This window comes from Streptomyces sp. NPDC059398 (assembly GCF_042751845.1).
In the GTDB taxonomy this organism is placed as follows: Bacteria; Actinomycetota; Actinomycetes; order Streptomycetales; family Streptomycetaceae; genus Streptomyces.
The window spans coordinates 1-13,161 of the sequence record NZ_JBHYWP010000072.1; the positions used below are offsets into that span (position 1 = coordinate 1).

Here is a 13,161-nt window from a genome sequence, read left to right on the forward strand (position 1 = left end):
GATGCTGATGTTGTCGTGCACCCGGTTGCCGTCCGTGGTGGTGGTCGCCCCGTTGCAGATCAGCAGGAAGCCGCCCTCGTTGTCATGGCTGTAGTTGTAGCGGTAGACGTTCCGGGTGTTGGCGCCGTCGATGTCGTACGCCATGGAGTCCCGCGTTCCGTGCCCCCCGCTCACCTCGTTGTACTGGTAGAGCACGTCATCCGAATTCCAGGCCCACACACCGGCGTTGTAGGCGGCGGAGCGCATGTTGAAGCCGTCCACGCGGTTGTGCTCGACCAGCGCACCGCGTGCGTTCTGTACGACGATGCCGTCCCCGCCCGCGTCCGAGACCTTGTTCCGGTCGATGACCAGGCCGGTGATGGCCTCCCAGCTGCTGCCTGTTCCGTCGGGGTTCGCGGCCCGGTGGCTCCAGGTCGAGGCCGTGCCGATGCCGGTGCGGTCCGTGTGCCTGACGGTGGAGCGCGTGATCCGTACGCCGTCGAAGCGGGTCGGCACGGCGGACCCCTGCACCACGAAGAGGATGCCGCCGCTGGGGTCCGGGTCCTTGCTGTCGGAGCCGTTGACATCATGGACGTCCACGCCGTCGACGACGTAGTGGTGGCCGGTGCCGAAGTCCCGCAGCAGGACGAGCAGTCCGGCCCGGCGGTCCGTCGTGGTGGCCGGGCCCGTGTCGGAGAGGTCGAGGTCGCGGATCTCCCAGCCCTCGGAGTCGCGCAGCAGGACGGCGGCGCGGGCGCCCGCCCCCTCGATGTGCGGTTTGGCCCCGCTGCCGTAGGCGCCGAGCCGGATGGGGTCGGTGGCCGTGCCCGAACCGGTGGGGGCGAGCGTCCCCGTACAGCCGCGCCCGCGCCGCAGCAGCAGCCGGTCGCCCGGGGCGTAGGCCCGTGAGGCTTTGGCGAGGCTGTGCCAGGCGCGGGCCGCGCTGGTGCCCGGCGAACTGTCGCTGCCGCCGCGGCAGTCCACGTAGTAAGTGGTGCCCGTGCGGGGCTGGGCGGCGGCAGCGGCGGTCGGTGCCAGACCGGCGACGGCGGCCGCGAGCGCGGTCAGTACGGCCTTGGTCCGCAGCAGTTCTCTGAACATGGCCGGGACGGTATCCGGAGCCCCGGTGCCCCGGCCATGGACAGAAGTGGAGGGCACTTGGACCTCCGTCCCGGCGCCTGGTGCCCGTCGGGCGGCACCCGGCGAAGGTGCCGGCCGCTGGTACCGCCCGAGGGGCATCTCAGCCGCGGTCGGCTCCGGCGACCCTGCGGGCGATCCGTACGATGTCGCCGGCCGGTTCCGTGCGATACGGGGGGTGGTCGCGGATCCAGCCTTCCTCGACGGCGTACCAGTCGATGTCCCGGGGCGCGCGGTTCCCGGCGAGTGCGGAGCCCCGCTCCTGGAAGTAGGTCTTCCAGCGGAGCGTGTAGAGACCGCCGACAAGACCGGACCACTCACGGTTCGCGTAGTCGCGCAGCCCGCCGTCGTCCGCGGCGGCGCGACCGCCCCAGACGGTGAGGAGCGACACCGCGTCCTGCTCCAGCCGGTCCTTCTCCGCGCTGCCCGCGCCCCAGGACCTGGCGTCGGCGATCCAGCGCCCCAGCAGGAACCGGCGGTCCGTGGCGACGGTCTCCTCCAGCAGCCCCATCCACTCGAACCACTCGGCGGTGAGCCGCCGGAACGCCGTCAGGTCCGCGCCGTCGTACGCCGCCTTGATCCGGGGGAGCAGGGTGCGGCTGTGGTGGGAGACGGTCTGGCGGGTGACGTCCAGCAGGTCGTAACGGTAGGCGCTGCTGCGCCGCAACGCGGCTGGTACGGCGAGGAGTTCGGGCAGGGCGCGGGCGAACTCGGCCGTGTCGTAGCGCAGGCCGCCCGGCGACCAGGCCGCGCCGCTCCGTGCGGTCAGCGAGGGGCGGGCGCCGAAGAGCCCGTCCGGTGCCTCGCTCCAACTGTCCTCGCGGGTCGTCCCGTACGCGGTGCGGCGCAGGATGTCCCAGGCCGCCCGCGCGTGCCGGTCGGGCGCCCCGTACCGCTCGGCCGACCACCGGTCGAACCAGGCGGCCAGGGAGACCGGTCCGTCGCTCCAGGGCAGATCGCTGAAGAGCGCGAAGGCCGCCGGATTGTTGTCCGCGCCTTCCGGCATCAGCGCGATGCCGCTCAGCGCGCTGCCCTGCTTCGTCCGCCACTGCTCGTACAGAGCGACCCAGTCGGGGGTGTTGGCCCCTATCGTGGTGTGCCCGCCGAAGTTCCAGATCGAACCGAAGGCGTACGGCGTCCCGGCCCAGTCCTGCTCGCGGTCGGTCACGGTCGGGTAGCGGTCCGAGAGGCCGTCCACGATGAACATCTTCGACCGGTCGACGGCCTCGATGATCTCGCGGCGGGGGTTGGTCTGCCAGCCCAGTACGTTCCAGACGGCCCCGGGACGCGCGGTCCGCAGGGCCTTCTCCACGGCCTTCGCGGCCTCGCCGACGGGTACGTCCCCGGGGTCTCCGCCCTCGTGCAGCAGGTCGACCTTGTACATGTCCGAGTCCCCGAGAAGGGCGCGCTGGATCCGGTAGAAGGTCTCGGCGACGCGTCCGAAGACCGCGGTGCGCGGATCCAGCCAGTCGGGCCGGGTGAAACCGGTCCAGGCTCCCTGCGGCACCACATGGGCGCCCGGATTGCGGTCGGCGAAGCCGGGCGGCACCGTACCGAAGTAGCCGGGGAGCACCGGGGTCATGCCCAGTTCGCGCACCCGTCCGACGATCCGCTGCGCGAGGCGCACCCGCCGGTCCAGAAGCTGCTGGGAGACCGGCCCGCCGAAGCCCGACATGTTCTGCAGCAGCCACCACGGCTGGTGCGCGGGGCCCGGTATCCACGCCCGCAGCTCGGCGTCGCCGTACCCGAACTCCTGGAAGGTGCGGTGGTAGACGGTGTCCGCACCGGCGTAGACGAGGACCTCGTTGTAGCCGTTCAGGGCCAGCACGTCGAGTTCGTGCTCCCAGTAGTCCCAGCCGCTGTACGGGCCTGTGTAGCCGTCGTTGGTGTCGTTGAGGACGAACCGGTGCGCGACGTTGGCGGACTTGACGAGCGGGGTCCGCAGGCCGGGCAGCCGGAGGGGGAGGGCGGTCTGCTCACCGTTCCAGGAGAAGTGGGCGTGCGCCGCCGATCTCAGGTAGTGGTGCACGCCGGTGAGCTGTACGGCCGGGGTGTTGCCCTCGACCACGATCCGGCCGGCCGTCCCGGACACCCGGAAGGCGTCAGCGCCGTCCCTGGCCGGCACGGTGCGGAAGGAGAACTGGTCGCAGTGGCGGGGGAGGAGCCGTGCCAGCGCCCGGGCAGCCGCGGGGCGCTGCGTCGCCGATGCGCTGCCGGGGCCGGCGCCGAGAGCGGCGGCGGCGCCGAGAGCGGTGAAGACCGTGCGTCGGCCGATGTCCATGGGGCGACTCCCTTATGGCGGGTGTGGCGGACTTATGGCGGGTGTGACGGACCGGATCACTGGCCGGGGATCTTAGCTTGTCGTTACGGTCCGCGATCGAACGCGGCTCGAACCAGGTGAGGGCTTCTGCAGTCACCGGACGTGGTCGCGGTCGTGGACGTGGCCGTAGTCGTGGCCTCCGGCTGATCCGTACCTCCGTCACAGAGCCAGAGGAGTCAGGGCGAAGGCTGTGGTCGTGAGTTCGGTGTATCAGGGTGTCCTGCGGGACGGGTCCGAGAAGGCGTCACATCTCCGGACGGATTGTCGTGTACGGACGGGCCGGTGCGGACGCTGGTCGACCTGTCACCCGCGCCGGAACACCGTCGTGGTCAAGTAGCCCTGTACGGAGGACCCAGTCAACGGCAGGTCGACTTCGTCCGGCTTCGCCGGGGCCTGGCCGGGGCGCCGCCGTGCTGACCTCGGTCCAGACCCGCGAGGTCATCGGGCGATGGTGGACGCCGGGCAGTGGTGGCCGAGTGACCTGGACCTCCTGCTGCCGCCGGCCCACGTCTGCCGGGTCGTCCTGGCCCCGCCCACCGGTGGCCCCGCGTCCACGTCAAACCGATCCGCAACAACGGCACCACCTTCGTCCCTCTCACCCGCGGTGGAAAATTCGACACCCGCATACCCCACGCACTGAACGGCTCCGGTCGCGACGCGGCAGCCGAAATCCTGGCCCTGTTCTCCACCAGCGGCGGACAGCTCCACGCCCGCCGGCGCTGATCGCGGACACGTCTGCGTCCGCTGTGAGACGTGTCCGCCTCGGCTGCGCCAGTGGTGGCCACCCGATCCGCGGACGCCGTATCGGACCGCACCGACCGATTTGCGATTTCAGCAAGGCTATTTGCCACCCAAAGGCATGTGCGCGCAGACTGCGTCCAGAAAGCGCTGGTTCACGATTCCCTTACAGGACAGATGGGGTTGCGGATGGAAAATCGCCATGTTGTGATCATTCCGATTGAGATCGACGAGGAGAAGGAAAGCTCGTATCTCGACGCCTGGCAGGATGCTGCGAACGTGATGGCAGCTCAACCCGGTTTCATTCGGACGTACATGTTCCGCACGATCGTTCCAGGGAGCGAATTCTCTCTCGTCAATGTGGCGGAATGGGAGTCCACCGCTCACTGGGAAGAGGCGATGAACGTCTGCCCGATGCTGGGACAGCGGATAGCCGTCGCCCATGCCTCGAACTACGAGGCGATCCGGACGGTCCTGCCTGCGCAGAGGCCGGGTTCCGGAGATGGTCACACGCCCGTCGGCCTGTCTCCGGTGGAGGCGCGTCGCCGCGTTGTGGACGGGGAGCTCACGCTGGTCGATGTCCGCGAGGACGATGAATGGGCGGCGGGTCACCCGACGGGCGCCGTCCACGCCGCGCTCAGTACATTTCCGGCCTCGCTGTCGGATGTGCCTGACGGCCCCCTGGCCTTCATTTGCCGCACGGGAAATCGCAGCATGCAGGGCGGCGCGCGGGCGATCCAAGGGGGCCGCTCCTCCGTCTACAGCGTGACAGGCGGCCTTGAGGCATGGGAAGCGGCTGGTTTGCCGGTTGCCCTCCCCGACCGCGGGGGCTCGGCGAACAACGGCAACCGTGCCGGAGCTGCGGTACATAAGGTCTGACGAAAGCAGAACCGGCGGATAACCGCCGCATACGTCCGCCGGCGTGAGGCCGGCCGGGTACGCCACCCGCCCCGCACCCTTCGGGAGTTCCCTACCGCCATTTGAGTCGGGGCTCGTTCATGCGGTGGGCGGCGATTTCCCGAAACGGGAATTGCAGCGGGTGCGGAATTTCAGAAAGGAACCATAGCGTGTTTTCTGTCGACACCCTGGAGTTCGAGGGGCTGGGCAACCGCAGTTACCTGGCCGGCGGTCCGAGAGCAGCGGTCGTGGTCGATCCGCCCCGTGACGTCGACCAGGTGATCGCCGCTGCCGCCCGGCGGGGGGTGCGCATCGCCTGCGTGGCGGAGACGCACGTGCACAACGACTACATCACCGGCGGTCTGGAACTGGCACGCCTCACCGGCGCCCGCTACCTGGTCCCGGCCGACGCCCACGTCTCCTTCCCGCGCACTCCCGTCACGGACGGCGACACGTTCGATGTGGACGAACACCTGGTGCTGCGTGCGATAGCCACCCCGGGCCACACCCCGCACCACACCTCGTACGCACTGGAGGAGGGGGGACGCGCGGTGGCGGTCTTCACTGGCGGCTCGCTGCTGATCGGCACCGTGGGGCGTCCGGACCTGGTGGACCCACGGCTGACCGAACGCCTGGCCCGCGCGCAGCACGCCTCCGCCCACCGGCTGGCGGCAACGCTCGACGACCAGGTGCCCGTGCTGCCCACGCACGGCTTCGGCAGCTTCTGTTCCTCCTCGCAGGCCGAGGGCGATGCGACCACGATCGGCAAGGAACGCACCAGCAACGACGCTCTCACCCTGGATGTGGACTCCTTCGTGAAGCGGGTCCTGGCTGGCCTGGAAGACGTACCCGCCTACTACGCGCACATGGGTCCGGCCAACGCCGCCGGCCCCGCGCCGGTCGACCTGACCCCGCCCGAGCCCGCCGACGCCGCACAGATCGCCGGGCGGCTGGCGGCGGGGGAGTGGGTGGTGGACCTGCGCAGCCGGGTCGCCTTCGCCGACGGCCATGTGGCCGGATCGTTCAACTTCGAGGGCACCGGCAAGCTGGCCACCCATCTGGCCTGGCTGATCCCGTGGGGCAAGCCGGTCACCCTGCTCGGCGACACCCCGGCGCAGATTGCCGACGCGCAGCGGGAGTTGACCCGGGTCGGCATCGACCGCCCGGCCGCCGCCAGCACCGGAGATCCGGTCACCTGGATTCGTGAGGGGGAACAGCTCGCTTCCTTCCCTCGCGCCCGCTTCGCCGACCTCGCCGATGCACGCAAGCGGGGCGAGGACGTGGTGGTACTGGATGTGCGCCGGGATTCCGAACGTGCGAACGGCTTCATCGAGAGCTCCGTGCACATTCCGCTCCACGAGCTGCACGGTCGGGTCGGCGAGATACCCGACGGCATGGTGTGGGTGCACTGCGCCGGCGGTATGCGGGCGGCGACCGCCGCTTCCCTTCTGGACGCGACCGGACGAAAGGTCACCGCCGTAGACGACGGCTTCGAGGCCGCCGCCGACACGGGCCTGAGCGTCACCCGGCCCTGATGTCCTGCTCCACCTGCACAGAAGAAGGCACGTGTTGTTCCTCTCCCCTCACCACGCTGACCACCTCGGCCCGAACATGCCTGCCCACCTGCCCCAAGCTGTCCTCACCACCGCCTTCACCGCCCAGCCACCTTTCTGATCAAATACCGCTGACCCGCCAACTGGAGCGACTTCTCAGCTTGTTCTTCAACCCTTGGCGGGGCCTCAGCGGCGGCAGTAGATTCTCCGCAGTGACCTTGATGGAGACGCAGGGCCTCGCGTCGATGACCGACGAGGCGCAGTTGAGTTGGAGGGCGCTGGGGGACATGACTCGGCGGCCCGCCGTGGTCATGCTCCACGGCGGGCCGGGTCTACCGGACTATTTGAGCCAAGTCGCCCCCATGGTCGCGGACCTCGCGCCCGTGTACCGGTACGACCAGCGCGGCACGGGCCACTCCCGGTGGCGGGGCCGCCATTCCTTCGCCCGGCATGTCAACGATCTCGTGGAGCTGCTCGACGCATGGGACGTGCCCAGGGCTGTGCTCATCGGGCACTCCTACGGAACTGACCTGGCGAGTCGGTTCTGCCTGGCGCACCCGGACCGGGTTGCCGCGATGCTGCTGATGTGCGGGCCGTTCGTCGGCGATTGGCGCACGGAGGACAGAGCGGAGCGAGACCGCCGCATGTCCGCAGCTCAGCAGGTACGGCTCCGCGAACTGGAGGAACTGCCGCACCGCACGGAGGAGCAGGAAGTCGAGCTGCTCACGCTGGCCTGGTTCACCGATCACGCCGATGCCGAACGGGGGTGGCGCTGGGCCGCGCAGGGTGCCCGGCGGCGTCGCCCCGTCAACTGGGCCATGAACGGTGATCTCGGCAAGGCAGGGCGCGCGGACCCGCTCGATGAGCATCTTGCCGAGCTGCGCGCGTGCCTGCCCGCGCGGGCGGAGCTTGTCGGTGGCGCCGACGATCCCCGCCCCGTATCGGCTCTGGAATCACTCGCGCTCCGGCTCGGTCTTCCGCTGACGCGGATCGAGGGCGCTGGGCACGAGCCCTGGTTGGAGCAGCCCGACGTCGTGCGTGCACACCTTCGGCGATTCGTGCAACGCGCAGTGGGCTCGTAGGGCTTCGACCGGTCTGTCAGCTGCTCCCGATCGGGCCTGGGCGGGCCGGACCCCGCGACTGCGGCACGATCCGCCGGGCAGCCCCTGAGCCGCTCACCGGGGCATCCGTCGGACGCGGGGACGGCTGCACCAGCTCCGGTCAGTCCGTGGGCGCCGCCGTGGCGGGGCCGTCCCACAGCCGCAGGCCGACGGTCAGCCCGTGGACACAACGGGCCGCGAGCTCGGCCGGGCCGCCGGGGCCGTGGTCCGGTGCGTCCGACGCGGCCCAGACCTCGACGGCGACACGCATCGCGGTGTTGGCGGCGGCGGAGGCCAGCCTGATCTCCAGCGGGTCCGCCCCACCGCCCGCCAACGCGGCGAGCACCGGGGTGAGTTCCTCCTCGGCGTCGTGGGTCACCCGGAGCCAGACGGAGAGCAGGCCCGGATGGGTGTCCATCGCGCGGATCAGCCCCCGGGTCCAGTGCAGCGCCTGGGTCTCGGCCTCGTCGGTGGGGGTGAGCGCGCGCAGCGTGGCGCGTTCGAGCGCCAGGGGTGCGGGCAGGTCGCCCGGGGTGTCGCGCAGATCGGCGATCCACTGCCGCACGCCGCTGGAGAGCAGGGGGGCGACCGCGTCCTCCTTCGTCCGGAAGTACCGGTAGAAGGTGCGCAGCGCGATGCCCGATGCGCGGGCGATGTCCTCGGCTGTGGTGCCGTCGGCGCCCCGTTCGGCGAAGAGGGCGGCGGCGGTGCGGGCGATCTCCAGCTGGGTCGCCGCCTTGCGGCGCTCGGTGAGCGAGGGCCGGCCGGTGGCTGTCCGGGGCGTGTCTGGCATGCCCCAAGGGTATGTCCCGGTGCCGCTGTCCTGCTCGATCTGCCTTTCTGGCACAACGTGCCATAAAGGCGTACCGTGCAGAAGAAGGGTTCGAAGGCGAGCCCGGAACGGAGACAGGAACAATGAACCGCTTTGACGGACGCCGCGTACTGGTCACCGGTGGTGGCTCGGGCATCGGGCAGGCCACTGTGGCCCGCATCCTCGCCGAGGGCGGCACCGTCGTCGCCGCCGACATCGTCGAGGCGGGCCTCGACACCACCCGCGAGCAGGCGCGCGCGGCAGGGACCGAGAGCCGGCTCACCACGGTCGTGGCCGACATCTCGGACGAGGCGTCGGTGCGCTCGGCCATCGGCGGCGCCATCAGTGATCTGGGCGGCCTGGACGCGCTGGTCAACGCGGCGGGCATTCTGCGGTCCTCGCACACCGCGGACACGAGCCTGGAGTTCTGGAACAGGATGCTCGCGGTGAACCTGACCGGCACCTTCCTGGTCACCCGCGAGGCGCTGCCCGCGCTGCTGGCGGACGGCAAGGGCGTGGTGGTCAACTTCAGCTCCACGTCCGCGAGCTTCGCCCACCCGTACATGGCGGCCTACGCGGCGACCAAGGGCGGTATCCAGTCCTTCACCCACGCCATAGCCATCGAGTACGCCAAGCAGGGGCTGCGGGCGGTCTGTGTCGCGCCGGGCTCCATCGCCTCGGGCATGACCAGCGACCCGGGCCTGCCCGCGGACGCCGACCTCAGCCTGCTCGCGAAGCTCTCCCCGGCCATCGGCCAGGGCTTCGCCGGGCCGGAGACGGTGGCGGGTGTGATCGCCATGCTCGCGTCCGACGACGGCGCGTTCGTGACGGGCACCGAGCTCCGTATCGACGGCGGTACGCACGCCTGAGCCGTGCCATCCGGCGGCCGGGGCAGCCACCGCCCAGCCGGCCGCCCGACGGAGCCTCTCCGCCGGGCGGCCGACGAGCGGCCGACGAGCGGTGGCTGTCCGGTATGGGCAGACTGGAAGCACCGGACGAGGCGCCGTCGGCGGCGCCCGGCCCCTCAGCGCAGCGCCGCCCCGACACGCGGCGGGCGTGGGGCGGCGGAACCGGACGGTTCCCGGCGGACGAGGAGGAGATCCCGGTGGATGCCGCAGGCGTGGAATGGAGCGACGCGGTCTCCGGGGCCCCCTGTTGGGTCAACCTGACCGCACGGGATCTGGTGGCGGCCCAGGACTTCTACGGCGCCGTCATGTCCTGGCGGTTCCGGCCGGCGAAGCTCGGCGAGGAGTTCAGCGTCGCCCTTCTGGACGGATCCCCGGTCGCCGGTATCGGTGCGCTCGCGCCCACCCTCCAGGTCGCCGTCGCCTGGACCCCGTTCTTCGCCGTCTCCGACGTGGACGTGGCAGCCGCCCGGATCAGGGAGCGCAGCGGCACGGTGGCCATCGGACCGGTCTCCCTCGTCTCGGGGCGCGGAGCGCTGGCCGCCGACCGGGAAGGCGCGGTCTTCGGGATCTGGGAGGGACAGCTCCTCTCCGGCTGGGAGGCGTGGCGCGACAGCACCCCCGCCTGGCTGCGGCTGCGTACCCGTGACGCCTTCGACGCGGCGATCTTCTACGGGGGAGTGCTCGACTGGGCCACCGGGCTCCCGGGCAGCTGCGAGGTCGAGTACGAGGAGGACGAGGTGGTCCTGCGCAGTGGGGGTCACGTGGTCGCCCGCCTCAGCTCCGGCGCGCTGGAGGCGGCTCGCGATCCGGCGATCCGGCCGCACTGGCAGGTGCACTTCCCGGTGCCCGACGTCTCGGTCTGTGTAGCGGCGGCGCTCGCGCACGGCGGCACCGTGGTCGCCCGCCACTCGACGCCCTCCGGTATGGAGGCGACACTGTGCGACCCGGACGGCGGTCTGTTCACCGTGACCCCGCTGCATCCCGGTGACGTGGGGGCCCGGCTCTCGCCGGGGCCGGCCGAGTAGGGGAGACCGGTGGGGGCTGAGCAGGGGCTGGGCGTTACGCGGAGGCTGGGCGCCACGCCGTGACCGGACGTCAGCCCGCTGTGCCTGAACATCACGCCGTGACGGAACGCCATGCTGTGGCCGAACGCTGCACCGGGCCGGCCGGCGCGCCGGGACCGACCCCGTAGGCGTTCCCGGCTCCTGCGGGCACGTGCTGTCAGGTCGGGTACCGGCAGTCGCCAACCGGCAGTCGCCAATCCGCAGTCGCCAACCGGCAGTCGCCCACCCGTAAGAGGCAGCCCGCGATCCACGGCAGAAGGGCCCCGCCGTTCTGCGCAGATCCCGTTCGAGCGGGGCGGGCTGACCGGCGGCGCCCGTGGGAGGAGCCGGGCCGGTCCGTCACCGCATCCCCAACACCCCTGCGCTCAAGCGCCGTTCGGTGCCACCCCCGTATCGCCTCTGCTCACTCTCCCCAGCAGGCAAGCCTTTGGCCATGGGACACCCATCGGCTGCCCCCGAGAGTAAAACGCGGGTACAGACGCCCCCGGTCATCTTGTTGACGTGTTCCTGGCGAACGTAGGTTGTGGCCGCCTCGCCGCGTACCCCGCAGGCCGGGGCAGCAAAGGCACCCGCACAGCTCCTCGTTCCCCCACAAGACGGAGGCAGAAAGTTGTTGCGCAGATCCCTTTCCCTCACGGCGGTGGCCGGTATGGCCGCCGCCGCGCTCGCGCTGGCCGCACCCATCGGCCAGGCGGCGCCCGCCTCTTCGGGCTCATCCGCCCATGGCGTCAAGGTCGCCCGCTCGTGTGCGCAGCCGACGAAGAAGGACTACATGGCGTGCAACGCACTCCATGTCACGTCCGGCACCCCCGCGTCGGCGAACGCCGAGCGCAACCTGACCGCGGCCGCGGCGCCGTCGGGCCTCGGCCCGTCCTCGCTCCAGGCGGCGTACAAACTCCCGTCCGCATCGGCGGGTTCGGGTGCGACCGTGGCGATCGTCGACGCGTACGACGACCCGAAGGCCGAGTCCGACCTGGCGACCTACCGTAAGCAGTACGGGCTTTCGGCGTGCACCACGGCCAACGGCTGCTTCAAGAAGGTCGGCCAGTCCGGCACCTCCAGCCTGCCTTCGGCCGACGGCGGCTGGGCCGAGGAGATATCCCTCGACCTCGACATGGTCAGCGCGGCCTGCCCCAACTGCCACATCCTCCTGGTGGAGGCCACGTCACCGACGATGGCCAACCTGGGCACCGCGGTCAACACGGCCGTCAAGCTCGGCGCCAAGTACGTCTCCAACAGCTACGGCGGCGGCGAGTCCTCCTCCGACAGCTCGTACGACACCAAGTACTTCAACCACCCCGGTGTGGCCGTCACCGTGAGCTCCGGTGACGACGGCTACGGCGCCGAGTACCCGGCGTCGTCGCGCTATGTCACCGCTGTGGGCGGTACGTCGCTCAAGACCGCTTCCTCCACGCGCGGATGGGTGGACACGGTGTGGAGCGGCGCCGGTTCGGGCTGCTCCGGCTATGACGCCAAGCCCACGTGGCAGAAGGACACCGGCTGCGCCAAGCGCACGGTCGCCGATGTGTCCGCGGTCGCCGACCCCAACACCGGCGTCGCCGTGTACGACTCGTACAGCCCCGGCACCGGCTGGATGGTCTTCGGCGGCACCAGCGCGTCGTCGCCCCTGATCGCGGCGGTCTACGCACTCGCGGGCACCCCGTCGTCGGGCTCCACCCCGGCGTCGTTCCCGTACGCGCACACCGGTTCGCTCAATGACGTCACCAGCGGCTCGAACGGCAGCTGTGGCTCGTCCTACCTGTGCACCGGCAAGGCCGGCTACGACGGCCCGAGCGGCCTCGGCACCCCCAACGGAACCGCGGCCTTCACCGGCTGACATCCGTTGTTCCCTCCTTGCGGGGCGGTCCCCTGGGGGCCGCCCCGCAAGGCTGTCCGCACGCCCCACCGGGGGATGCCGGACGAGAGCGCCCCTCAGGGCGCCGCCGCCGGAGCGTTCAGCTCCCGGCCCCGTCGGGCGGCAGGTCCTCCAGCAGACTCCCCAGCGCGCCGAGCACCAGCCGGGAGATCTCCTCGGGAGCGGCGCTCGCCAGGGGTTCCCTGGCCACGACGACCCGCATCAGGCCGATCCCGAGCAGCCACGCCATGGCCAGATCCGCGCGCAGGAGACTGTCCTCCTCTGCGGACAGGGTGGACAGTGCCGCCGAGTACGCGTCGCCCACGGCCCGGACCATGTCGCCCACCTCGCCACCGGCCCCGATGGACCGCAGATAGACGGCCAGCGGCAGATCGGCCGTCTCCTTCCCGCCATCGGTGAGCATCCCGCGCAGAGCGGTGGCGAACAGCCGCTCCGGCGCCGTCGTGCGCACCTGCTCCTGGCCCCCGGACGCCATCACCTCGGTGAGCAGCGCCTGCTTCGAGCCGAAGTAGCGGAACAGCAGAGCCTGGTTGACCCCCGCGTGCGCGGCGATGTCGCGTACCGTCGCCGCCTCGTATCCCCGCTCGGCGAAGAGCTTCGCCGCCGCGTCGAGGAGCAGTCGCCGGGTGCCCCGGGCGTCACGGCGCCGCTCGGCAGGTCCGTCGGCCGGGTGTTCCCCCATGATCCGTTTCCTCCTCGATGAGGCGTCAGCATAACGGCCGTATACCGCCGTTGACGGTGCCCTGTCGCGCATCTAGCGTTTGTAAGCAGGTGCTTA

10 protein-coding genes are annotated in these 13,161 nt (G+C 71.0%); 6 read left to right on the forward strand and 4 right to left on the reverse strand.

Features of this window, described 5'->3' with window-relative positions:
- Together ACFXBC_RS23550 and ACFXBC_RS23555 are read right to left on the reverse strand one after the other, a co-directional pair.
- Positions 1–1,080: right-handed parallel beta-helix repeat-containing protein (locus ACFXBC_RS23550; protein ID WP_385027755.1), on the reverse strand; the 1,080-nt coding region annotated here is incomplete at its 3' end.
- A gap of 139 nt (positions 1,081–1,219) precedes the next feature.
- A complete protein-coding gene (locus ACFXBC_RS23555) occupies positions 1,220–3,397 on the reverse strand; it encodes an alpha-N-acetylglucosaminidase (RefSeq protein WP_385027758.1) in 2,178 nt (725 codons plus the stop codon).
- 792 nt (positions 3,398–4,189) lie between these two features.
- On the opposite strand from ACFXBC_RS23555, the gene ACFXBC_RS23560 reads away from it, so the two are divergent.
- The 3 genes from ACFXBC_RS23560 to ACFXBC_RS23570 all read left to right on the forward strand — a co-directional run bounded on the left by ACFXBC_RS23560 (position 4,190) and on the right by ACFXBC_RS23570 (position 7,706).
- Positions 4,190–5,053, forward strand: a complete 864-nt coding sequence (locus tag ACFXBC_RS23560) for a rhodanese-like domain-containing protein (protein WP_385027761.1) — start codon at positions 4,190–4,192, stop codon at positions 5,051–5,053.
- A 188-nt stretch (positions 5,054–5,241) separates the two neighbouring features.
- Positions 5,242–6,606 carry a rhodanese-like domain-containing protein gene (locus ACFXBC_RS23565; RefSeq protein ID WP_385027764.1) on the forward strand — a complete coding sequence of 455 codons (1,365 nt, stop codon included), beginning with the start codon at positions 5,242–5,244 and terminating at the stop codon, positions 6,604–6,606.
- Between the two features lie 239 nt (positions 6,607–6,845).
- On the forward strand, positions 6,846–7,706 hold the full coding sequence (locus tag ACFXBC_RS23570) for an alpha/beta fold hydrolase (protein ID WP_385027863.1): 861 nt from the start codon (positions 6,846–6,848) through the stop codon (positions 7,704–7,706).
- A gap of 139 nt (positions 7,707–7,845) precedes the next feature.
- On the opposite strand, the gene ACFXBC_RS23575 is transcribed toward ACFXBC_RS23570, so the two are convergent.
- Positions 7,846–8,517 (reverse strand): TetR family transcriptional regulator, encoded by a 672-nt coding sequence (locus ACFXBC_RS23575; protein ID WP_385027766.1) that lies wholly within the window; start codon positions 8,515–8,517, stop codon positions 7,846–7,848.
- 122 nt (positions 8,518–8,639) lie between these two features.
- On the opposite strand from ACFXBC_RS23575, the gene ACFXBC_RS23580 reads away from it, so the two are divergent.
- The 3 genes from ACFXBC_RS23580 to ACFXBC_RS23590 all read left to right on the forward strand — a co-directional run bounded on the left by ACFXBC_RS23580 (position 8,640) and on the right by ACFXBC_RS23590 (position 12,344).
- A complete protein-coding gene (locus tag ACFXBC_RS23580) occupies positions 8,640–9,404 on the forward strand; it encodes an SDR family NAD(P)-dependent oxidoreductase (protein ID WP_385027769.1) in 765 nt (254 codons plus the stop codon).
- A gap of 104 nt (positions 9,405–9,508) precedes the next feature.
- Entirely contained in the window at positions 9,509–10,468 is a 960-nt protein-coding gene (locus ACFXBC_RS23585) for a VOC family protein (RefSeq protein ID WP_385027773.1), read from the forward strand.
- 688 nt (positions 10,469–11,156) lie between these two features.
- On the forward strand, positions 11,157–12,344 hold the full coding sequence (locus ACFXBC_RS23590; RefSeq protein WP_385027866.1) for a peptidase S8: 1,188 nt from the start codon (positions 11,157–11,159) through the stop codon (positions 12,342–12,344).
- Between the two features lie 118 nt (positions 12,345–12,462).
- On the opposite strand, the gene ACFXBC_RS23595 is transcribed toward ACFXBC_RS23590, so the two are convergent.
- A complete protein-coding gene (locus tag ACFXBC_RS23595) occupies positions 12,463–13,065 on the reverse strand; it encodes a TetR family transcriptional regulator (RefSeq protein ID WP_385027776.1) in 603 nt (200 codons plus the stop codon).
- Positions 13,066–13,161 lie beyond the last annotated feature (96 nt).

Excerpts from the sequence above, each read along its gene's own strand:
- ACFXBC_RS23590 (WP_385027866.1), top strand. The coding sequence starts at position 11,157 with ATGGCCGCCGCCGCGCTCGCGCTGGCCGCACCCATCGGCCAGGCGGCG.
- ACFXBC_RS23595 (WP_385027776.1), bottom strand. The coding sequence starts at position 13,065 with ATGGGGGAACACCCGGCCGACGGACCTGCCGAGCGGCGCCGTGACGCC.
- ACFXBC_RS23580 (WP_385027769.1), top strand. The coding sequence starts at position 8,640 with ATGAACCGCTTTGACGGACGCCGCGTACTGGTCACCGGTGGTGGCTCG.
- ACFXBC_RS23555 (WP_385027758.1), bottom strand. The coding sequence starts at position 3,397 with ATGGACATCGGCCGACGCACGGTCTTCACCGCTCTCGGCGCCGCCGCC.
- ACFXBC_RS23585 (WP_385027773.1), top strand. The coding sequence starts at position 9,509 with ATGGGCAGACTGGAAGCACCGGACGAGGCGCCGTCGGCGGCGCCCGGC.
- ACFXBC_RS23570 (WP_385027863.1), top strand. The coding sequence starts at position 6,846 with ATGGAGACGCAGGGCCTCGCGTCGATGACCGACGAGGCGCAGTTGAGT.
- ACFXBC_RS23575 (WP_385027766.1), bottom strand. The coding sequence starts at position 8,517 with ATGCCAGACACGCCCCGGACAGCCACCGGCCGGCCCTCGCTCACCGAG.